Source organism: Arthrobacter sp. SLBN-100 (genome assembly GCF_006715305.1).
Classification (GTDB): Bacteria; Actinomycetota; Actinomycetes; order Actinomycetales; family Micrococcaceae; genus Arthrobacter.
Map to the genome: position 1 here is coordinate 3882191 of NZ_VFMY01000001.1, position 20940 is coordinate 3903130.

General features: G+C 65.6%; 20 protein-coding genes, 1 tRNA gene and 1 riboswitch. Of the genes, 12 read left to right on the top strand and 9 right to left on the bottom strand.

Features of this window, described 5'->3' with window-relative positions; genetic code table 11:
* The first annotated feature begins 8 nt into the window (after nt 1-8).
* The 9 genes from FBY31_RS17920 to FBY31_RS17955 all read left to right on the top strand — a co-directional run bounded on the left by FBY31_RS17920 (nt 9) and on the right by FBY31_RS17955 (nt 10078).
* A complete protein-coding gene (locus FBY31_RS17920; RefSeq protein ID WP_142043784.1) occupies nt 9-830 on the top strand; it encodes a M23 family metallopeptidase in 822 nt (273 codons plus the stop codon).
* 147 nt (nt 831-977) lie between these two features.
* A riboswitch (cyclic di-AMP (ydaO/yuaA leader) is annotated at nt 978-1138 on the top strand.
* 70 nt (nt 1139-1208) lie between these two features.
* Complete coding sequence (locus FBY31_RS17925) at nt 1209-1883, top strand: C40 family peptidase (protein ID WP_142043786.1); 675 nt, start codon at nt 1209-1211, stop codon at nt 1881-1883.
* Nucleotides 1884-2039: 156 nt separating this feature from the next.
* The gene (locus tag FBY31_RS17930) at nt 2040-2795 is read left to right on the top strand and encodes an NlpC/P60 family protein (RefSeq protein WP_142043788.1); all 756 of its coding nucleotides are present in this window, start codon (nt 2040-2042) and stop codon (nt 2793-2795) included.
* Nucleotides 2796-3042: 247 nt separating this feature from the next.
* On the top strand, nt 3043-3543 hold the full coding sequence (locus tag FBY31_RS17935) for an HNH endonuclease (protein ID WP_142043789.1): 501 nt from the start codon (nt 3043-3045) through the stop codon (nt 3541-3543).
* 57 nt (nt 3544-3600) lie between these two features.
* Entirely contained in the window at nt 3601-4263 is a 663-nt protein-coding gene (gene mobA, locus FBY31_RS17940) for a molybdenum cofactor guanylyltransferase (protein ID WP_235013112.1), read from the top strand.
* Nucleotides 4260-4553 carry a DUF6457 domain-containing protein gene (locus FBY31_RS23075; protein WP_200833395.1) on the top strand — a complete coding sequence of 98 codons (294 nt, stop codon included), beginning with the start codon at nt 4260-4262 and terminating at the stop codon, nt 4551-4553. Before mobA ends, FBY31_RS23075 begins: the two co-directional genes overlap by 4 nt.
* Nucleotides 4550-5929 carry a molybdopterin molybdotransferase MoeA gene (locus tag FBY31_RS17945; protein WP_142043791.1) on the top strand — a complete coding sequence of 460 codons (1380 nt, stop codon included), beginning with the start codon at nt 4550-4552 and terminating at the stop codon, nt 5927-5929. Before FBY31_RS23075 ends, FBY31_RS17945 begins: the two co-directional genes overlap by 4 nt.
* Before the next feature lie 81 nt (nt 5930-6010).
* Nucleotides 6011-6898, top strand: coding sequence for a formate dehydrogenase accessory sulfurtransferase FdhD (fdhD, locus tag FBY31_RS17950; RefSeq protein ID WP_142043793.1), 888 nt, complete (start codon nt 6011-6013; stop codon nt 6896-6898).
* 144 nt (nt 6899-7042) lie between these two features.
* The gene (locus FBY31_RS17955; RefSeq protein ID WP_142043795.1) at nt 7043-10078 is read left to right on the top strand and encodes an alpha-mannosidase; all 3036 of its coding nucleotides are present in this window, start codon (nt 7043-7045) and stop codon (nt 10076-10078) included.
* Nucleotides 10079-10323: 245 nt separating this feature from the next.
* Here FBY31_RS17955 and FBY31_RS17960 read toward each other — a convergent pair whose 3' ends face one another.
* Nucleotides 10324-11061 (bottom strand): hypothetical protein, encoded by a 738-nt coding sequence (locus FBY31_RS17960; RefSeq protein WP_142043797.1) that lies wholly within the window; start codon nt 11059-11061, stop codon nt 10324-10326.
* A complete protein-coding gene (locus FBY31_RS17965) occupies nt 11058-11795 on the bottom strand; it encodes a hypothetical protein (RefSeq protein WP_142043799.1) in 738 nt (245 codons plus the stop codon). Before FBY31_RS17965 ends, FBY31_RS17960 begins: the two co-directional genes overlap by 4 nt.
* 247 nt (nt 11796-12042) lie before the next feature.
* Between FBY31_RS17965 and FBY31_RS17970 the strand changes: the two genes are divergently transcribed.
* Both FBY31_RS17970 and FBY31_RS17975 read left to right on the top strand, forming a co-directional pair.
* On the top strand, nt 12043-13686 hold the full coding sequence (locus tag FBY31_RS17970) for an ABC-F family ATP-binding cassette domain-containing protein (protein ID WP_142043801.1): 1644 nt from the start codon (nt 12043-12045) through the stop codon (nt 13684-13686).
* Nucleotides 13683-15596, top strand: coding sequence for an ABC transporter ATP-binding protein (locus FBY31_RS17975; protein WP_142043803.1), 1914 nt, complete (start codon nt 13683-13685; stop codon nt 15594-15596). Before FBY31_RS17970 ends, FBY31_RS17975 begins: the two co-directional genes overlap by 4 nt.
* Before the next feature lie 13 nt (nt 15597-15609).
* Here the strand turns inward: FBY31_RS17975 and FBY31_RS17980 are convergent, their stop codons facing one another.
* The 3 genes from FBY31_RS17980 to FBY31_RS17990 form a co-directional block, all read right to left on the bottom strand.
* Nucleotides 15610-16023: an NUDIX hydrolase gene (locus FBY31_RS17980; RefSeq protein WP_142043805.1), complete on the bottom strand. Its 414-nt coding sequence runs from the start codon at nt 16021-16023 to the stop codon at nt 15610-15612.
* A complete protein-coding gene (locus tag FBY31_RS17985) occupies nt 16020-16514 on the bottom strand; it encodes a DUF6314 family protein (protein WP_200833396.1) in 495 nt (164 codons plus the stop codon). Before FBY31_RS17985 ends, FBY31_RS17980 begins: the two co-directional genes overlap by 4 nt.
* A 1-nt stretch (nt 16515) precedes the next feature.
* Nucleotides 16516-16588 (bottom strand) — tRNA-Arg (locus FBY31_RS17990).
* A gap of 84 nt (nt 16589-16672) precedes the next feature.
* Here FBY31_RS17990 and FBY31_RS17995 point away from each other — a divergent pair.
* Complete coding sequence (locus tag FBY31_RS17995; protein WP_142043807.1) at nt 16673-17437, top strand: DUF998 domain-containing protein; 765 nt, start codon at nt 16673-16675, stop codon at nt 17435-17437.
* Nucleotides 17438-17464: 27 nt separating this feature from the next.
* Here FBY31_RS17995 and FBY31_RS18000 read toward each other — a convergent pair whose 3' ends face one another.
* From FBY31_RS18000 to FBY31_RS18010, 4 genes are all read right to left on the bottom strand, one after another.
* Nucleotides 17465-17875 (bottom strand): hypothetical protein, encoded by a 411-nt coding sequence (locus tag FBY31_RS18000; RefSeq protein ID WP_235013113.1) that lies wholly within the window; start codon nt 17873-17875, stop codon nt 17465-17467.
* A 2-nt stretch (nt 17876-17877) separates the two neighbouring features.
* A complete protein-coding gene (locus FBY31_RS18005) occupies nt 17878-19344 on the bottom strand; it encodes a PGAP1-like alpha/beta domain-containing protein (RefSeq protein WP_160142481.1) in 1467 nt (488 codons plus the stop codon).
* Between the two features lie 2 nt (nt 19345-19346).
* On the bottom strand, nt 19347-20189 hold the full coding sequence (locus FBY31_RS22870) for a hypothetical protein (RefSeq protein WP_160142482.1): 843 nt from the start codon (nt 20187-20189) through the stop codon (nt 19347-19349).
* 89 nt (nt 20190-20278) lie between these two features.
* Nucleotides 20279-20911: a hypothetical protein gene (locus tag FBY31_RS18010; protein WP_142043813.1), complete on the bottom strand. Its 633-nt coding sequence runs from the start codon at nt 20909-20911 to the stop codon at nt 20279-20281.
* Nucleotides 20912-20940: the final 29 nt, after the last annotated feature.

The window sequence follows — 20940 nt, forward strand, 5'->3', positions numbered from 1 at the left end:
TCTTGACCATGCAGAATTCCAGGGGTCGCCGCCGCGCGGCGGGCCCCGCTTCGACACCGCGCGTTGTCGAAGTCATCACCTCGGAGCGCCCCCGCGATCCGCACCGTGATGCTCGCCGGCGTCGGGGTCCCTTCCGCCAGATCACCGAGTTCGCCGGGGCCAGCGGCATCGGCCAGAAGGCCGGCATGGCCCTTGCCGCCACCGGCCTGGTCCTCACTGTGACAGTTCCGGCCACCAGTCCCGTCATGGCCACCGACGCCTCGGGCGCCACCCCGGTAGCCGCCTCCTCTGTGACGCCCCAGCCCCAGGTTTCCGCGGAAGCCGGAGCCCAGATTGACTTCAGCCGCTCCGCCGTTGTCACCCAGGCTGACCCCGACGGCAAGCTGAAGCAGCTGCTGAGCGCCCAGTCGGCCGGCGCCATCAGCCGCGCCGCCTCGGCCGGAAGCCTTGGCGCCCCGCTCACCGTGATGAGCACCGCCTCGCCGTTCGGCTACCGGGTCAGCCCCATCACCGGCGGCACGGGAGACTTTCACCGCGGACAGGACTATGTGGCCCAGTGCGGCACCTCGGTCATGGCTGCGGCAACCGGAACCGTTACGTTTGTGGGCTGGCACCAGTTCGGTGGCGGCAACCGCGTTGTGATTGACCACGGCAACGGCCTGGAAACCACCTACAACCACCTGTCGTCCTTCAACGTGAAGGAAGGCCAGACGGTATCCCGCGGGGAAGTTGTCGCGCTCAGCGGCACTACGGGGGCCTCCACGGGCTGCCACCTGCACTTCGAAGTCCAAGTCAATGGTGAAGTGGTTGACCCCACTGGCTGGCTGTAGTCAAGTGACAATGAGCTATCAGATGCTCTTGAGTTGCCGTGACCTGAATGTGACATTCAATCAAAACTGCTGTACCGTCTAACTCGCGTCAACTTTTCCGAAGTTGACGCTCTTGTGCGGATTGCCTAGCTCTGCCACCGCTCAAGGTCCGTTCGCATGACATCGTCTGGCAGGGGCGGGGGAACCAATTTTGGCCTTTCCATGGGAAGGCCTTGGGGTTAAGTCGCAAAGCTTCCTTGGAAGCCGCGTGGCCGGGTGACTCCCATCCGAATCCGACAGCTCACCTCGCAGGCATTGGGAGAGGCTACCTTCGTGTCTTCACGCCATAATTCTGCGCGCCACCGTGCGCAAACGGTTCGCACCAACCCTTTGGACACTGTGTCCAAAGCTGTTAGTGCCAATGCCGGGACAGTTGGTCGCCAGGCTGCCGTTATCGCAGCTGCCTCCGGCCTCATCCTGAGCATGGGCTTGCCGGCCACCGCCGCAGACACCACCCCTGGTGTGTCCGCCTCCGCCGAGTCCGGTTCAGCGCAGAGCGCCCTTGCCGTTACTGCGGCGCCCACGGCCACCGTCTCCTTCGAGCGCCCGGTGGTCAAGACCACTGCGGCTCCCAGGGTGCAGGCCGTACGTACCCAGTCCACTGCCTCAGGTAACGGAACGGCTGCCACCGGAACCGCTGCCTCCACCGTGGAGAAGCTGGCCGAAACCGCCTCTTCTGCTTCCACTTCAGGCATTGCTGCCATCGCGTACACCGGCATTGGCCGCTCCTACGTCTGGGGCGGCACCAGCCCCGTCACCGGCTGGGACTGCTCGGGCTTCACCCAGTGGGTCTACGCACAGGCCGGCATCAGCATTCCCCGCACCAATGCGTGGACTGTTATGAAGCCGACTTCCACTCCACAGCCTGGTGACCTGGTCATGCAGAACGGCGGCGCGCACGTTGGCATCTACGTCGGCAACGGCATGATGATCAGCGCACTGAACCCCTCCCAGGGGACGCTGCTGCACGCGGCTGCCGCCACCGGCTCCTCCGCATTCTTCACCATGAACTAGTTCTTCGACCTCCGGGTCCAAGAGCTTTTTCTTTGCCCAAACGCATTTTCGCTATACATCCCCGTTCGTGACGTGCCGGCGTACCCCCAAGATGCCGGCACGTCCAAACCCCCTGTCTGCCTACAAGGCGACCGGGGAAAACGAAAGAGAGAACTGATGACTACTCGTGCAACCGCACGGCATCGCGCCGAGGTCACCAAAACCAATTCGCTCGCCATTATTGCCAAAGCTGTAGGCGGCAATGCAGGAGGCGTTGGACGCCAGGCAGCAGTGATCGCAGCCGCTTCCGGCCTGGTCCTGACCAGCGGCCTGGCAGCCAACGCTGCTGACGCCAACGTCCAGCGTGACTCCGCTCCGGCTTCGAACCTGGAAGTTGAATCAACGGTTGAGGCGCCGATTTCGGCTGAGTCCACCATTGCCATTTCCTTCGAAAAGCCCGCAGTGACCACCACTCCGGCTCCCGTTGTGGAAGCGCCGGAGCCCGAGGTTGAGGTCCAGGAAGCCCCCGCTCCGGCCGCCACCCCTGTTGTAGCCGCCAAGGTGACGGCCTCCGCTCCTGCCGCAGCCCCCGCCGCTTCGGCGAGCGGCAAGGGTGCAGCTATCCTTTCGGCCGCCTACGCCCAGCTCGGTGTGATGCAGGACTGCACCATGCTGGTTACCAACTCCCTGGCCGCCGTCGGCATCAACTTCCACGACTGGCCCGCCGGCTACCTTTCCCTGGGCCGCACCGTGAGCGCCGCTGAAGCGCAGCCGGGCGACCTGATCTACTACGCCGACGGTGGCGCCGGTGTGGCACACATCGCTGTCTACGCCGGAAACGGCCAGGCAGTGCACGGCGGCTACAACGGCAACCAGACGGTTGTTTTCAGCGCCAACGTTGGCTCCGGCCCGGTCTTCATCCGCGTGAACTGACACTCCCGGCCCGTTTATGCCGCTGACCGGATCGAAAACGGCCCCTGCCCTTGCGGCAGGGGTTGTTTCGTTTAACCGCGCAGGTCGCGTCAGTCGCTGCGGCCGGACACGGCGGATCCGCACACACCGGAATTAGCCGATAGCGCACTTCTTTGTTTACTCTTGTGGTGTCGATCCATAGCCCGGACATGCCGAGGGCAGCCGGCCCTCGTGCCCCTGACGGGTGCGGCCGTGAAGAGGTACGTGCATGCGCACTCTCGTTCTGAATGCTGGATATGAACCGCTGGCGGTTATTTCTTTCCGCCGGGCGCTGGTGCTTGTGCTGACGAACAAGGCGAGCGTTGTGGCCGAAGGGGACGATCCCGTAGTGGGTCCCCAGGAGATTCTGGGCCGCCCGTCCGTGATTCTCCTGAACCGCTACATCCGTCCCAGATACAACCAGTCCACGGCCGTCAGCAGACGCGGGGTGCTTCGCCGTGACGGGCACAAATGTGCCTACTGCGGGAAAGCTGCGCACACGATCGACCATGTCCACCCCAAGTCCCGCGGCGGAGCCGATTCCTGGGAGAACCTTGTGGCTGCATGCCTTCGGTGCAACAACGTCAAAGGTGATCACACCCCGGCGGAGATGGGTTGGAAGCTGCGGTTCGTGCCCGAGCCTCCGCATGGCACCATCTGGCAGATCAAGGAACTCGAGAAGCCCACGCCTGCCTGGGATCCCTTCCTGCTTCCGGAACGCGCTGCCTAAGAGACGTCCCGCGGTATCTGGGCTTGGCCTTGGCCCGCTCCGGATTAGGCTGGGGGAGTGGAACAGAACAGGTTGGACTTCGACGCCCTGGTGCTTGCCGGCGGCCGGTCGTCCCGCTTGGGCGGGGTACCCAAGCAAGGGCTGGTTTTTGAAGGCGTACCCCTGCTGCAGCATTCACTTGCGGCCTGCTCCGCCGCCTCCCTGACGGCGGTGGTGGGCCCGGATCCGGGACCGCTGCCTGCGCGGGTAGTCGCCTGCCGCGAGCAGCCGGAGTTTGCAGGACCGGCTGCTGCTGTCGCTGCCGGACTGGAAGCGCTCGCCCAGGCGGGCGGCGGACGCCATTTCACCCTGGTGCTCGCCTGCGATATGCCCAGGGTCGCCGGCGCGGTCCGGGTGTTGGCAGAATTCCTCGACTCGCCGGGTTACACCGGAGACGGAGTGATGGCCTGTTCCGAAGACGGTAGAGCCCAAATGCTGGTGGGTTTTTACCGCACGGATGGGTTAAAAAGCGCCGTGACGGAGCTGGCCTCCCGGGACGGCTTAATCGACGCGTCCATGCGCTCCCTCCTTGCTAGTCTTGACCTGCAGCTTGTCACCGTCCCCGCCGGTACCACAGCCGATGTGGATACCTGGGATGATGCCGCCGCATTAGGAGTTGACGCGGAGGCCGGACGTGCGCCGGGACCGGCGCGGCAGCATGAATTGGGAGGCGAAGAGTGAAAAGCCAGGATGAAACGCTGGAGGAGTGGTGCAGGTCCCTCCTCCAGGCTTATGAGCTTGAGGACGTCCAGGTGGACGTCAATGCCATCCTTGCCCTCGCGGGCGTCGCTGCGCACTCCGTTGTGCGGCCGGCAGCGCCGCTGACCACCTTCATTGCCGGCTACGCCGCCGGTCTTGCCTCAGGTTCGGGGCAAAGCACGGAGGCTTCCTCGATGGAAGACGCCTTGGCCGTGGCACGTGCCCTGGCTGCCGACTACGATGCCGAAGCCGCCGGGGCTCCCGGCGAATGACTGAAGAACCCGGGAAAGAACGGAGTTCAGCAGACCCGCCGGAGGTGAAGCGGCACCTCGCCCATACGTGGGAGGAAGCCCGGCAGGCTGCCTTCGAGGCCGCAACGCCGATTCCTGCCGGACCTGTCCCACTGCATCTGGCCCTGGGCCGCATCCTGGACCACGACATCGTGGCACTGCAGGACATGCCGCACTACGCGTCCTCGGCAATGGACGGCTGGGCGGTCAACGGGACCGGGCCGTGGATCCTCGTGGAAGCCGGCACTCGGCTGGCGCCGCACCAGGCAAGCCCTATCGTGACCGGCGGGCTCATTCCGCCCGGCGGGAAAGCCGTGCTTCGCAGCGAGAGCGCCCTGCTGGGCACGGACGAGGACGGACTGCCGGTCCTGATGACCGGCGGAAGCGCCAGGCCCGGTGAGCCACGCACCGGCCAGCACATCCGGAAAGCCGGTGAGGAAGCTCTGGAAGGGGACATCCTGGTGAACGCGGGAGTGCTCCTTAACCCTGCCCACCTGGCCCTGGCCGCCCTGGCGGGCTACGACGAATTGCCCGTCCAGGGTAAACCAGTGGTCCGGCTGCTGCTGACCGGTTCCGAAGTGATTGGCGAGGGTGTGCCGGTTCCGGGCCAGGTGCGGGACACTTTTGGTCCGCAGTTGCCGGCCGTGGTGAACATGCTCGGAGGAATAGCCAGCGGACAGCAGCGGATTGGCGACTCTTATGCCGAGTGGCTTGGCGCCCTCGAGGACGTGGTTCCGGAGGTGCCCGGCGCGCCGGACCTGCCGGCCGACGTCGTTATCACCACGGGCGGGACGGGAAGGTCAGGCACGGATCACCTCCGCCAGGCGGTGGCTGAGCTGGGCGGCCGGCTCGTCATCGATGGGATAGCGATGCGGCCGGGGCACCCGGCGGTCCTCGCGGAGCTGCCGGACGGGCGGTTTGTGCTGGGCCTGCCGGGGAATCCCCTCGCCGCGATGATGGCGCTGTGCACAGTGGGGGCGCCGCTGCTCGCTGCGCTGGGCCACGGCACACTGCCGGAGATCCAGGAGGTGCCCTGCGGAACCATCATCGAGCCCGATCCGGGGCGTACCCGCCTGATGCCGTTCCGCCTCGTATACGGGATGGCTTCGCCGGCACAGCACACGGGTCCCGGCATGATGCGCGGACTGGCCTCGGCCCACGGCGTGATGGTGGTGCCGCCGCATGGGGTACAGCTCGGCGAACTGGTGCCGGCCTTCGCGCTGCCCTGGGGGCCGCCCATCCTGCCGCCTGCGGAGCCCGGTTCGAAAGCAAAACCCAGGAACGCGGGCCGGCCGGGCCGGACGGCCGCCAAGCCGGCAGCCGCTGGCCCCGTGGACTGGAGCGCACTCCTTGGCTGACCACCGCTGCGCGGGCGCGTTCCCGCTGGTATCCGGCTCCGGCAGTTGTCATGATGGACCTATGAACACGCAGGGGTGGCCATGGGCCGAGTGACCCAGCGCCGCAAGGTGCACAAGTATGTCCTCGATGGTTCTCCAAAGGCCCTCGAATTTCCGGTACGGCACCGCGAGGATGTCCTTGCGGTGGAGGAGCCGTTGGAGATCCGGCTGGGCCAGCTGTCCTTCTCGGTGACCATGCGCACCCCCGGCGACGACTTTGACCTGGTGGCCGGCTTCCTGGTGTCGGAGGGCATCATCTGGAGCGCGGAGCAGCTCGTGTCGCTGCGTTTCTGCGCCGGCGAGGACGAGAACGGCGTGCAGACCTTCAACGTGGTGGAGGTCCAGTTGCGGCCTGACGTCACCATTCCCTCCATCGGGCGCCACATCTATACGTCCAGCTCCTGTGGCATTTGCGGGACAGATTCGGTGGAGTCCGTCCGGAAGTCCTCGCGCTACAGCCTGGACGAGGATCCCCTGAGCATCGACGCGGAACTCCTGGCTTCGCTGCCGGGGTTGTTGCGGAAATCGCAGCGCGTTTTTGAGGATACCGGGGGAGTGCATGCGGCCGGGCTGTTCAAGATTACGGACGACGGCGGCGCGGAACTTTTGTGCCTCCGCGAGGACGTGGGCCGCCACAACGCCGTGGACAAGGTAGTGGGCTGGGCACTGCGTGAAGGACTGCTCCCGCTGCGCGGAACTGTACTGCAGGTGTCCGGCAGGGCCTCCTTCGAGCTGGTGCAAAAAGCAGCGCTGGCAGGAATCCCCGTACTGGCTGCCGTCAGCGCGCCCTCGAGCCTTGCCGTGGAACTCGCGGAAGCGAGCGGCATGACCCTGGCCGGATTCAGCCGCGGAACCAGCCTCAACATCTACACGGGGGACCAGCGGATCGTCAGGCCCGCTGTACACGTTCCGGCCCGCACGCTGCCCTGATCCAGCGGACCATCTTGCAGGTTTGTCCACAAACCGCTTCCGGGTTGTTCCCCCCTGAGCAGTTGGCTAGTAGGCTACCGGTGGGTAGTTAATCTACCGAATGGACACCTTGGTCCACATTTCCAGCGTTTAAGAGGGCCAACATTGCATGACGACCGACGGATCACGGAAGTCCGCCTCGAAAGGTTCGTCCGCGAACGTATCGCCCCTGCCGTCTACAGCCGGAGCCTGCCCCTGACCTTGAGCAGCTGGGATGTTCCCGACGAGCCGGTCCCGGCCCTCGAAGCCATGCGGCAGGACTTCCAGCCGCAGGAACACGGCGCCGGGTGGGGGAAGCCGTGGGGCACCAAGTGGTTCCGCCTCCAGGGCGAGGTGCCGGAATTCTGGGGTGCCGGGCCGGACACCACGGTGGAAGTGGTGGTGGACCTTGGCTTCACCACTGAGGTCCCGGGTTTCCAGTGCGAAGGCATCGCCTGGCGGGCCGACGGCACCATCATCAAAGCGGTCTCGCCCCGCAACCAGTACATCCCGCTGAAGCTGCTCGGCGGCGGCATGGCCGTTGACTTCTACGTGGAGGCAGCCGCCAATCCCGACGTGGCGCAGGGCTGGACTTTTGCCCCCACACCACATGGGGACAAGTCGACGGCGGGAACCGAGCCGCAGTACCGGCTGGGAACGATTGCCATCGCAGAGCTGAACCAGACCGTGTGGGAACTCCAGCAGGACATCTGGACGCTGTCCGGGCTGATGGCTGAGCTGCCCTGGCAGCAGCCACGGCGGCACGAGATCCTCCGGGCCCTCGAGCGCATGATGGATGTGATGGACCCGGATGACGTTGCCGGGACGGCAGCAGCCGGACGTGGAGCGCTCGCCGAGGTCCTGGCCAGGCCCGCCTATGCGTCGGCACATCAACTGGTGGCTACCGGCCATGCCCACATCGACTCCGCCTGGCTGTGGCCGGTCCGGGAGACCGTGCGTAAATGCGCCAGGACGTTCTCCAACGTGGTGGCCCTGATGGATGAATACCCGGACTTCGTTTTCTCCTGCTCCTCCGCCCAGCAGCTCGCCTGGATTAAGGAGTTCTACCCCGAACTTTTTGGCCGGATCCGGGAGAAAGTGCGTGCAGGCCAGTTCGTCCCCGTCGGCGGCATGTGGGTGGAATCCGATACGAACATGCCCGGCGGCGAGGCCATGGCCCGGCAGTTTGTTGAGGGCAAGAGCTTCTTCCTGGCCGAATTCGGCGTGGACTGCCAGGAAGCCTGGCTTCCGGACTCCTTTGGCTACTCCGCAGCCCTGCCGCAGATCGTCAAATCCGCCGGCAGCAGATGGTTCCTGACCCAAAAAACCTCGTGGAACCAGACCAACAGGATGCCGCACCATACGTTCAACTGGGAGGGCATCGACGGCACACGGATCTTCACGCACTTCCCGCCGGTGGACACCTACAATTCCGAGCTCAGCGGACGCGAACTGGCCCACGCCGAGCGCAACTACCGCGACCATGGCCGCGGCACAGTATCACTGGTGCCCTTCGGCTACGGCGACGGCGGCGGTGGACCTACCAGGGAAATGCTTGCCGCTGCTGCCAGGACGGCGGACCTGGAAGGCTCACCGAAGGTGCGGATCGGATCGGCGGTGAGCTTCTTCCGGCAGGCCGAGGCCGAGTATCAGTCCCTGCCGGTCTGGGTGGGCGAGATGTACCTCGAACTCCACCGCGGCACGTACACCAGCCAGGCCCGGACGAAGAAGGGCAACCGGCGCAGCGAGCACCTTCTGCGCGAGGCGGAATTGTGGTGTGCCACTGCCGCCATACGCACGGACTCCTTCGTTTATCCGGCAGCCGAGCTCAAGCGGTTGTGGCGGCTGGTGCTGCTGCACCAGTTCCATGACATCCTGCCGGGCAGTTCCATCGCCTGGGTGCACCAGGATGCCGAACGCAACTACCAGGCCATTGGCGTTGCCCTCGAAGCACTCATCGCCGAAGCCGCCGCCGCCATGCTTGGCACCGGACAGCGGACCTTCCTGCTCAATGCAGCGCCGCATCCGCGCACGGGAGTAGCTGCGCTCGCGGCGGGGGAACCGGCCGTGCCGGCGCTGCCGGCACGGGCCACCGCCCAGGAGGGCGGCTACGTCCTGGACAATGGCATTATTCGTGCGGTGGTGGATGCTGACGGACTAATCAGTTCCCTCAAGGACTACGCCAGCGGCCGCGAAGCGATCGCCCCGGGGGAGCGCGGCAACCTGCTTGAGCTGCACCGCGACACGCCCAATGAGTGGGATGCCTGGGACATCGACGAGTTTTACCGGCGCAACGTCACGCCTTTGACACGCGCCCAGTGCGTGCGGCTGGCCGAGGACGATGGTGAGGCTGCTGTTGTGGTGGAACGGCTGGCGGGATCCTCTGCCATTACCCAACGCATCAGCCTTGCCGCAGGAAGCCCATCACTGTCCATCACCACTTCTGTTGACTGGCAGGAGCGGGAAAAGCTGTTGAAGCTCGGCTTTGCCCTTGATGTGCGGGCTGACCGGTCAGCCGCCGAGACACAGTTCGGGCACGTCTTCCGCGCCACCCACACCAACACATCCTGGGAAGCGGCCAAATTCGAAATTTGCGCACACCGGTGGATCCACGTGGCGGAGCCGGGCTACGGCGTCGCGGTTTCCAACTCGTCCACTTACGGGCACGATGTCAGCAGGAGCATCAGGGAGGCCGACGGCGGCACCACCACCACAGTGCGCTTGTCACTGCTGCGTGCCCCGAAGTTTCCGGACCCGGACGCGGACCGCGGAGAGCACGAACTGACGGTGACCATCCGGCCTGGCGCTGAGATCGCCGATGCTGTCCAGGAGGGTTACCGGACCAACCTGCCACCGCGCCTGGTCAGCGGAGGCTCCCCGGTGGAGCCACTGTTTTCCCTGTCCAACCCGGCCATTGTTGTTGAGGCAGTGAAGCTTGCAGAGGACGGCTCCGGAGACGTGATTGCCAGGTTGTACGAGTCGTTGGGCCAGCGCTCGGCCGGAAGGCTCACAGCCACCTTCCCTGTCCGGCGCGTCGCTCCAGTGGACCTGCTGGAGCGGACAGTCGAGGCTGCTGGAGTGGTGACCGGTCCCGATGGCGCCGAACTGCTGCTGCGGCCGTTCCAGCTGGTGACCTTGCGGTTTGTCCTCGCGGGCGGCTGAAGGCCAGGCCAGGGAACGGCCAAACCAGGCGGAACAAGACGCGGAAGAATTCGTCAAAGGGCCTTAAATGGCTGAGTGGGGGCGGTCCCCAACGGCCGCCACCACTCATCCCCCCAAAGCATGCAAAGGTCCCCGGGGGCCGCACCGTTCAAGAAAGTATCCCCGTTCGAAAACGCTCGGCAGCCCCGCCTTCACACATCCATGATTATTGCATATTCTAATGATTCTGTGAAAGCCCCTCAATGTTACTTTTCGGTAGGAGTCCTTGGCGCCCGGGGGCTCCTCCGGCTTCTGACCCTCGCGGCCCAGATGAGTGCCAGGCCCACGACGAAGCAGAGCACCGCGGTGTAGTTGATGATGAACTCCAGGGCACCCCATTCCGGCGGCACCAAAGGGAACAGCAGAGTGAGGGCAATAGCCACCCCGCCTACTGCCAACAGCCCGGCGGCAAGCCGGACCAGCACGGGCAGCCTGCTGCGGACCGCACGCACCATGGCCGGCAGCAGAACCAGGGAGACGTAGGAGGGATAGGCGCGGCCGGCTGCGCCGTAGTACTCCACCAGCACAAAATTGCGTTCGCTCTTGCCGGATGTTGCCGACAGTCCTGCAGATGATCCTGCAGTATCCATCAGGAAGAACACGCCAACCATCACCAGGGATATCACCAGCAGGACGGTCATTCCCGTTCTGCCTGTGATGAGCCGGTAGGCGTGGTCCGCACCGAAACCGCGGGTCACCCGGATCCCCACGAAGTAGATCGCGGCGAAGATGATAAAGCGCAGCAGGAGGTTGGCGAGGTTGATCCCGCCCAGGGCTGCATCCACAGCAAGGTACGGCGCCTCGATGCTCAAGAGGATGGCCGCGGTCATCAACGCGAAGATGTAGAAAAGCGACCTGTTCTCACCGCGAATCGCGCTGGGCACGCGGGCTGCGGCGATCAGGCCGCAGGTGGCCAGCGTCGACCACTGAAGGATTTCGATCATCCCAGGTTCTCCCAGATCTTTTCCGTCTGCGCCTGGTCCTGCTCCTGGCGCCGCAACACCTTGCCCATGGCCTGCAGCCGGTCACCGGCCAGAACTGCAAGATCCCCGTCGGACAAGCTGTCCAGTGCGGCCCGGCGGGCCCCCGGGGGCCAGCCGGCCTCCTCTTCGGTGACCAGCCCGGTGGCCACCAGGCCACCGGCCAGTCCAACGCCGGCCGCCCGGGCCGTGGCCACGGCCAGCTCAGCTGTCAGCCGGTTGGCCGTCAGCTGCGCCGAATAATTCTGTGGTGCGATCCCAGTGGCGGCAGACACGCGGTGCCGCACCTCGCCGTCGTCAATTGCCTCGACCCAGTTCTTGACGGAGGTGGCATGCGGCGCCGGCGAAAGGGAGGGCGGCTCAGCGCCGGCTGTACCCTCCGGGTCCATCGCCGGGCGCGCGAGCATGGCGTGCAGCAGGTCGGCGGTGGAGACCTGGCTGACCAGTTCACAGCGCGTGGGCGGCGGCTGGGGATCGGCCAATTGCCGGTAGGCGTCGAAATCCGCCAGGGCGGCCACCGGGTTGATGCCGTAGGCGCGGCTGATGCTGACCAGTGTGGTGACTGATACTTTTCCACGGACCAGCTGCTGGGCCAGGGTGGTCCGCTTGATCCCGGAGATCCTGCAGATGTCAGCCGTGCTGGCCTCCGGCGCAACGCCTTGCAGCCAGCGCTGGAACGCCTTGGCGGGGAGGGTCATGGAGGGCTCTCTGCAGAACGGATGATGTGTTGATTTTACCTGCCGGTTTCCCGCCGATTTTACCCGGGGTTCGGTTTCGACTATGCTTAATGGTCGAGCCCGTTGGTCCGTACACCCCCCAAGTCCGGACCAGCGGGTTCTTTTATGTCCGCCGCCTCCGGCGCCCTCCCTCCTGCGCATCAGCAAGGCTGATGCGCGCCGGAAAGTGGACCACCGGCTGCGGGTGCTCCGGTGAAAGGATGGATCAATGACTGCGACCCTTGTTGCCAAGGAGGTTTCCGGCGGTCACGACCACCGGCAGCTTTTCTCCCGGCTCTCCTTGACCGTTGCCCCCGGTGACGTGGTGGGCGTGGTGGGTGCCAACGGTGCCGGCAAGTCCACGCTGCTGCGGCTCCTGGCCGGCGTCGACCAGCCGCAGGAAGGAACGGTCAGCCTTGCCCCGGCAGATGCATTCGTGGGCTGGCTTCCCCAGGAACACGAGCGGATTCAAGGTGAAACCGTGGCCGGCTATATCGCCCGGCGGACAGGTTGCGCGGAGGCGACAGCCGAGATGGAATCCACCGCCGAGGCGCTTGGCTCAGGTGCGCCTGGTGCGGATGATGCCTACGCCCGGGCCTTCGACCGCTGGATGGCCTCGGGTGCCGCGGACCTGGATGAGCGCATCCCTGCTGTCCTGGCCGAGCTTGGCCTCGAGACCGGGGCTGAGGCTGAGATGACAGGTCTTTCGGGCGGACAGGCAGCCCGGGTGGCGCTGGCGGCCCTGTTGCTTAGCCGGTTCGACGTTGTACTCCTGGACGAACCCACGAATGATTTGGACCTGGCCGGTCTGGCAAAACTGGAGGATTTTGTCCGCGGCCTGCGCGGAGGTGTTGTGCTGGTCAGTCACGACCGGGAATTCCTTGCCCGCTGCGTCACCACCGTGGTGGAGTTGGACCTGGCGCAGAATTCGGTAGCAGTTTACGACGGCGGCTACGACGCCTTCCTGGAAGAACGCGCCGTTTCGCGGCGGCACGCACGCGAGAAATATGAGGAGTTCGCCGCCACCAAAGCGGACCTGGTGTCACGGGCGCGGACCCAGCGCGAGTGGAGTTCCCAGGGTGTGCGGAATGCCATGAAGAAGAACCCGGACAACGACAAGATCCGCCGGGCCGCCAGCACCGAGTCTTCGGAGAAGCAGGCCCAGAAGGTGCGGCAGATGGAATCGCGGATTGCCCGGCTGGACGTGGTGGAAGAGCCCCGGAAGGAATGGCAGCTGCAGTTCTCCATCGGCCAGGCGCCCCGCTCCAGCTCGGTGGTGGCAACCCTCCGCGATGCCGTGGTGAGGCAGGGCAATTTCACCCTGGGCCCGGTGAATCTCCAGCTCAACGCGGGGGAGCGGATCGGCATTACCGGTCCCAACGGCGCCGGAAAGTCCACCCTGCTCCGCCTTCTGCTGGGCGACCTCGCGCCGGAGTCCGGCAGCGCAGCAATGGGCGCTTCCATTGCAGTCGGCGAGATCGACCAGGCGCGCGGGCTGCTCGCCGGGCACCTCCCCCTGGCTGACGCCGTCGAGGCGGTCCTGGTGGACCTGACTCCGGCAGAGGTCCGCACCCTGCTGGCCAAGTTCGGCCTCAAGGCGGACCACACAGCCAGGACCATTGATTCGCTTTCGCCGGGTGAACGCACCAGGGCGGCCCTGGCCCTGCTGCAGGCGCGGGGCGTGAACCTCCTTGTCCTGGATGAGCCAACCAACCACCTGGACCTGCCAGCCATTGAGCAGCTTGAGGAGGCGCTGGAAAGCTACGACGGCGCCTTGCTGCTGGTGACGCACGACCGCAGGCTGCTGGAAAACGTGCGGCTGGATGTACGTTGGAAAGTGGAGAACGGAACGGTAATGGAGCAGCAACAATGAGCATGGAACGGGTTGCCTGGGGCTCCCTCTACAACATCACCAGGGCCAAGAGCGGCTCGAAACCATTCTCCAAGGCCACCCTGAAGCGCGTCCTTGGATTTGCCCGGCCGCACCGGGGCAAGCTGATGGCGTTCGTGGCGTTGTCCGTCGTCATGGCATTCCTGGCTGTGGCAACCCCCGTCCTGGCGGGGCAGGTGGTGGACGCGATCGTCGCGAAGGCAGCCACGGAGGAGGTTGTCCGCCTCGCCGTGCTGATCGCCGTTGTGGCTGTAGCCGAAGCGGCCCTGGGACTGGTGAGCCGCTGGCTGTCCTCCACTATTGGCGAAGGGGTGATCGTGGATCTGCGCACCCGGGTCTTCGACCATGTGCAGAAGATGCCGATCGCCTTCTTCACCCGGACCCGCACAGGCGCCCTGGTCAGCAGGCTCAACAACGACGTCATCGGTGCCCAGTCCGCCTTTGCCGGCACGCTCTCCGGCGTTGTCAGCAACGTGGTGGCACTGATCCTCACGCTCATCGTTATGCTGGGCACGTCCTGGCAGGTGACGGTGCTGGCCATGATCCTGCTCCCGGTCTTCCTCATCCCCGCCCGGCGGATGGGCTCCAGGCTCGCGGACCTGCGCCGCGAGGCGGCGGAGCACAACGCGGCCATGGGCACGCAGATGACGGAGCGTTTTTCCGCCCCCGGCGCCACCCTGGTCAAGCTCTTCGGCCGGCCGGACGAGGAATCCCGCGAGTTCGCCGTCCGCGCAGGCCGCGTCCGCGACATCGGTGTCCGCACTGCCATGCTGCAGTTCACCTTCGTGACCGCCCTGACGCTGGTCTCCGCGCTCGCCCTCGCCCTCGTGTACGGGCTGGGCGGTTGGCTGGCCATCACGGGCCAGCTGGCGGCCGGCGATGTTGTGGTGCTGGCCCTGCTGCTCACCCGGCTCTACGCCCCGCTGACGGCCCTGTCCAACGCGAGGGTGGAAATCATGAGCGCCCTGGTCAGCTTCGAGCGGGTTTTCGAAATCCTGGACCTCAAGCCATTGATCCAGCAGAAGCCGGACGCCGTGCCAGTGCCGCCCGGCCCGGTCTCCGTGGAGTTCGACGACGTCCGTTTCGCTTACCCCTCTGCGGAAAAGGTTTCGCTGGCCTCGCTCGAGGAGGTGTCCACGCTGGACACCCGCGGCGGTGAAGAGGTGCTGCACGGCATCAGCTTCCGGGTGGAACCTGGCCAAACGGTGGCGCTGGTGGGTTCCTCCGGTGCCGGCAAGTCCACCATTGCGCAGCTGCTCGCCCGGCTCTACGACGTCGATTCCGGCGCCGTCCGCCTGGGCGGAACCGCGCCGGGAACCGGCCTGGACCTGCGCGACGCCACCTTCGATTCCCTGCGGGACAGCCTGGGCATGGTGACCCAGGATGGCCATCTCTTCCACGAAACAATCGCCTCCAACCTCCGGCTCGCCAAGCCGGACGCCACGGAGGAGGACATGTGGGAGGTCATCCGCCAGGCCCGGCTCGAAACCATGATCCGGTCCCTGCCGGACGGGCTGGACACGGTGGTGGGTGAACGCGGTTACCGGCTCTCCGGCGGGGAACGGCAGCGGCTCACCATCGCGCGGCTGCTGATCGCCCAGCCGCGCGTCGTCATCCTCGACGAGGCGACGGCAGCGCTGGACTCCACCAATGAAGCGGCCGTGCAGGCTGCCTTGGGCGCCGCGCTCGAGGGGCGCACCGCCGTCGTGATTGCGCACCGCTTGTCCACCGTCCGTGCCGCGGACGCGATCCTGGTGGTGGAGGACGGCAGGATTGTGGAGCGCGGCACGCATACTGAACTGCTGGCCGCCGAGGGCCGGTACGCCGAGCTGTACAGGACGCAGTTCGCCGAAGCCACGGCAGTGGCCCAGGAAGCAGTTCCGGAGTTCTAGTCGTCCCGCGGCTTCAGGCCTGGCGGGCCAGTTCGGGCAGGATATGGTCCGTCAGCAGCGGGGCAAGGTCGCCGGGAAGGCCGGCGCGCCCGTCCACGGGCAGGTCCAACCACCGGATCTCCGCAATCTCCGCGGAAGGGCGGGCCTCCCACGTGCCCGGCGCCATAAACACCGTTGCCTCAATATCCGTGGCAGCTTCATTGGCGGCGTCAGCAATCCAAACGCCCATGAGCTGCAGTTGGCTTGGATCGAGGACGATGCCCACCTCCTCAGCCAGCTCCCGGGCAGCGGCCTGGACGGCGCTTTCGCCTGCTTCGGGCTTGCCGCCGGGATGCATAAACATGGCGGTGCCGCGCTTCCTGACGGTCAGGAGCCGGCCGGCCTTGTCAAAGACGCAGACGGCCGACACCACAATGCGGTTTTTCATGCTTCCTGTTCCGGCCGCCGGACCAGCCCCGACGTGAGCAGGAGGTCCTTCCGCGGCCCCAGGACGCTCCAGCTGTAACTGAAGCTGTTGGCGTCCCCGTACTCGTAGGCCACGCGGTAGGTGTCGGGATCGCACCAGTGCCGATCCAGGTTGGCCTCGGGCGTGAAGCTCATGGTGTGGAAAGGGCGGCCGTCCGGGAAGCAGACGTCCAGTGAGTCAGGCCGGGCAGTGGTTTTCAGCACGTATTCGCGGGTGGCGGGACCGGTAAAAGTAGGCCAGCGCATGGTGCCTTCCTCGCGGAGGGCCAGTCCGCCGTCGTTCACGGGCACAATATGTACGACGCCGGTGAAGGTTCCGCGGGTGCCATCGGCGCGGTCCAGCAGGTCACGCCGGACGGTCCACAGCCCGGTCGCCGCAGGTTCGTGCGCGGTGGCGGCAGGGCGGCCGAGCAGGTAGGCGCGGAGGTCGAACTCCGGGGGAGGAAAGTTCAAGTGCCCTCGATTGGAATCGAACCAACGACACCGGCTTTAGGAGAGCCGTGCTCTATCCACTGAGCTACGAGGGCGCGCATCCGTTGGATCGGCAGGGCCGGTCCGGGGCGGACACGGATACAAGCATACAAGGTGCGGAGCCGTACTACGCTCAAGGCATGAGTTCAGCGCCGTCCACGTCTGCCGCCGTCGCCGTTATTCCGGACACCACCTCGACACGGCAGTACATCGGGGCGTGGTCGGTACTCAGTGTGCTGCAATATTTCGCGGCGGAGGCTGCAGTGATCGGAGCGTGGGCCGGGCCGCGCCCGTACGACCTGCGAACGGGCTATATCAGCGACCTTGGTGCCTTGCACTGCGGCGTCTTTGATGGCCGCGAGGTGTGTTCCCCGCTGAACTGGCTGATGAACGCCTCGTTTGTGGTTCAAGGACTCGGAATGCTTTTGGGTGCGCTGCTGCTCAGCTCGGGGCTGCTGCGCGTGGCTGCCTTGGCGGGAACCTGGGTGCAGCGGGGCCGGCGGAGACCCTGGCTCGCTGCTGTCTGGGTGCGCCTGCTCACCGGAACGGCGGGGGCGGGCACGGTGATCGTGGGACTGGTGCCGGAGGACGCCGGCTCCGGCTGGCACTACAGCGGTGCCCTCATGTATTTCATTGCGGGGGCGGCGGCGCTGCTGGTCCTGGGGTTCCTCTGGGTGCGGAAAACAGCCATGGCGTGGTTCATCCTGGCGTGCGGCACTGTGTCCGCTGCCGCCCTGGTGACGGGAGGGCTGACCGGCATGCACGTGCCCGAACCCGGCACCTTGGAGCGGCTCATGGCTTACCCCGTCACGGTGGGCATGGCTACCGCGGGCCTGGTCATCGCACAGCGTGTGCACCGGCACCGGAAGGAACGTGCCCGGCTGCGCGCCCTGGCAGCCCGCTGATGCCCCTTCGGCTGACCAGAAAATCGCTCACTTGAGGAAGAACTCACGGAACCTGCTCAGCGATTTCCCCCCGGAGTAGCCGAGAGTGCCGGCCCCGGCAGATACGGCGTCGTCCGGCGAGAAGATACCGATGGCGAAGGAACCCGACTCAAGCTCTTCAGTCGTGGCGAGAATCGGCGGGAGCGCATCGCCGAGAATTTTTGTGAGGCCGGCCTCGTCATAGCTGGACCCAACCAACTTCACGGTGATGAACTTTCCCGATGTGTTCAGAATGACGTCAACCTCCGCCGACTCAATTCCGGCAACTGACATCGCGGCTTCGTGCATGTCGTTTTCCAGCCGGTCAGCAGTGGAAGGGCCCTTCGCCATGCACGCCGAGAGCCCTAAGACCACCAACCCTAAGGCCAGCACCCTGACGACGGTATGGAGTCGGCGCATCATTACTGCTTTCGGGAGACGTTGGTCACGGTCGAGGTTACCTGGCTGGCATCCGTGGTCAGGAACCGTTGGGTTGACTGCTGTTGGCTGTAATGGGCAATCGGTCCGCCGGCCTCGTACTGCCTGACTGAATCCACGTAACGATAGGCGTCGTGGTAATTGATGCCCGCGATCCCAGCGTCGATGTCGGGATTTGGCAGCTCCACGATGGTGGCCCCGTTGTCCCGGGTGGCGGTGACGATCCCTCCCGGCCACGCCGTGGAGTCGGCCAGGTCCACCTTCGGTACCGGATCTCCGGCATGCTGCAGCGCCAGGACATCGATGGACGGCGGGATGGGCGTGGAATCCACGGGTGAACCGAACGTGACGAGATTGGTGACGTTGAAGCGGTCAGTGAAGCTGCCGTCGGAAGCAAGGGCCGCAGCAATCATTCCACCCTGGGAGTGCCCCGAGAGCATCACCGGCGCACCTTCGGGAATGCCAGCCTGCTCCATGGCCAGCCGGACTGCCTCCGCCGCGGTGGACAGGTTGCCGCCGGCCAGTTCAAGGTTCCCTGTGAGGTCGGTCGGATTTGCCGCACCGTCGGGCAACCACCGAGTGGTGCCGGGGATGCTGACGATATAAGCAGGCGGCTCGCCCGGCTTCTCAATCGTGGTGATACGTACGCCCGTGTCCGGAACCCCGGATTTTCCGGAGTCGGAATAGGCGGTGTCAGTGGCGTCGAGGACTGCGCTGATAGTGGATGGGACCGGTGTGACTAACCGACGATTGCTGTCGATGTCGTTGGGAGTGCCAACGCCAACAGGGATGGGCTCCCCGGCAACCGGCCGGCCGTCGTCCAACAGGTGGGGGTTGAATAAACCGAGGCTGGAGATTGTTGCCTGCAGGTTTTCCACGGTGCCCGCCATCAGCAGGCCGTTCGAGACAAGCTCTGTCACCGATGGCGGCTCGCCGGAAGTCAGCCACCGCCAGCCCATGTCCATCACGTTGCCGGCTTGGCTGACCACATTTCCCTGCGCGTCCATGAGGTTGCGGAGGGGAAGCGGAGCCGAGTCCTGCACAGAGTTCCACAGGTTACCCACGGTGTCCTGAACAGCAGTGGTGAAGTTCCCGCCCGTGTCCCACAGGTCCCCTGCAGTGCCGGCGACGGAGTCAACCAGCGAGTCGAAGAACGATGGAGCCTGCGGAGCCGACGGTTGGCCCGTCCCCTTGCTGCTGGCCGCAACCTGCTCCTCGACATTTCGCTTGACAGCAGTGGAGGCGGCAGCGAGCGCATGGGCTGTGCTGATCAGCTTGGTCCTGTGGCCGGTCCATTCGTCAGTAAACTTCTGCGCGTCTGCACCCTTCCAGGGCGAGCCCTGGATCAGGGGTGTGAGGCTGCGGCTCAGGGCAGCCAGCCGGTCACTGGCGCGGGCCAACTCTTCGCTGAGGCGCCGCCCGCTTTCGACGTCCATTCCATAGAGGGCCATCCTCAGGCCGCCTGTTCCGCAGCGCTGGCGAGGTATTCCCTGGCGCCCAACAGCCGCCACGCGAACCCGAGGCGAATTGCATCCCAGGGAACAGGAGTCAGGGCGGAACCCCCGCCGGATGGACCGGTACTGACTACATACAGGCGCTCTGCCAGCGCCCAAACATCCCAGCTGACATGGTCCGGTGCTGGGGCTGGGGCTGGGGCAGGGACCGGGGCAGACGGCCGCACTGTGCGTGATCCCGTGGGATGAGCCGACACTTGGAGATGGATGGTGTACCCGGCATTGGCGATGATTTCGCTGAGCGCGGCGCCCGGTGCCTTCGGGAGTTCCCTGGCCTCGGGGACTTCCGTAATGTCCGGGAGGTGGCGCTTGAGGGCGGCCCATGCATTTTCCTCAGTGAAGAAGGATATTTCGACGGCGTTGCGGACCTCCCTCACGTCGACGCCCCCGTCACCGTGCCTGATGCGGCGGGCATAAGTGACTCCGATGCCGCGGCCGCCTGCCAAGGCGAGTTCGGTGTGAACGGACGATCCGCCGGACTGGACCACCGCGGTGGCCTTGAGCGGGCCGAATGCTGCGATCGAGACTGCCAGCACCCACTGACGGGTAATGGCACCGTTCGCGTCAACTATTCCCGCCCGGCGCAGTTCGGCCCCGGCCGCCTCTACTTCTTGAGAATCCAGCGCCCGCAACGCCTCGGCCTGGATTGAGTCCCGATAAGCGGACAGGTCCACAGCCGGCTCATGTGCGAGTACCTCAGCCGCCTTGTGGACCGTCAAAGCCCAGGCCACTGCGCTGATCTCAAAGACGTTGAGAGCAACGTCTGTCCGTGATTCCCCCAAGGATTCCCCCGATATTAAGTCCGCAACAGGCACCCAGCGCCTGTATTCAACACCCTATCCGGCCCTCTAAGGAGCGGGAATGGGGAGTTCTATCGGGCCTCTTGCCGCTGCGGCTTCTTCCGCAGGAACACCGCGACCGCGCCGGCGAGCAGGCTGAGGACCAAGAGGACCCAGCCTGTAACGGTGAGGCCGGACGCCAGGGCGACCTGCCCGGCGTCGGGCGCTCCCGATGCCAGCACGCCGTCAATGGCTACGTTGGCCCAGAGCCGGACCACCACGAAAAGCAGCGGAAGGGCCCACAGTGCCCGGCGCAATGCCTTCCTGGCAACGCTTGTCCCGATCAGCAGCAGCCAGGTGAACCCGAAGATCAGCGGGAACAGGGTGCCGGCCGTTTTGTGGACGTAGTTGAGCTGCCCGCGGGCGTCGTCGTCCATGGCTGCGTGAAGCCGGCCGACATAGGCGGGATCGAACCCGCCGATGAGCGAGTCCGGCATGGCCAGGCCGCCGGAGAGCTGCCGCAGCTGGTCCAGCGTGAGCAGATGCAGGTACCAGAACAGGAAGAGGCAGGCCACAACGCCGGCGATCAGGATCAGGTTCCCGTTGTTCTCTGCCTTCTGCGGGGTGCGGGTGGTGGTGGGGTTGACCACGGGCGGAAGGTGGTGCTGCGGTACAGCCGCCTTGGAGCCGTGCTTCTTGATCCGCTGCGCAGGGGTTTTGGCCATGGCACCATTATCCCGCCCCATAAACTGAA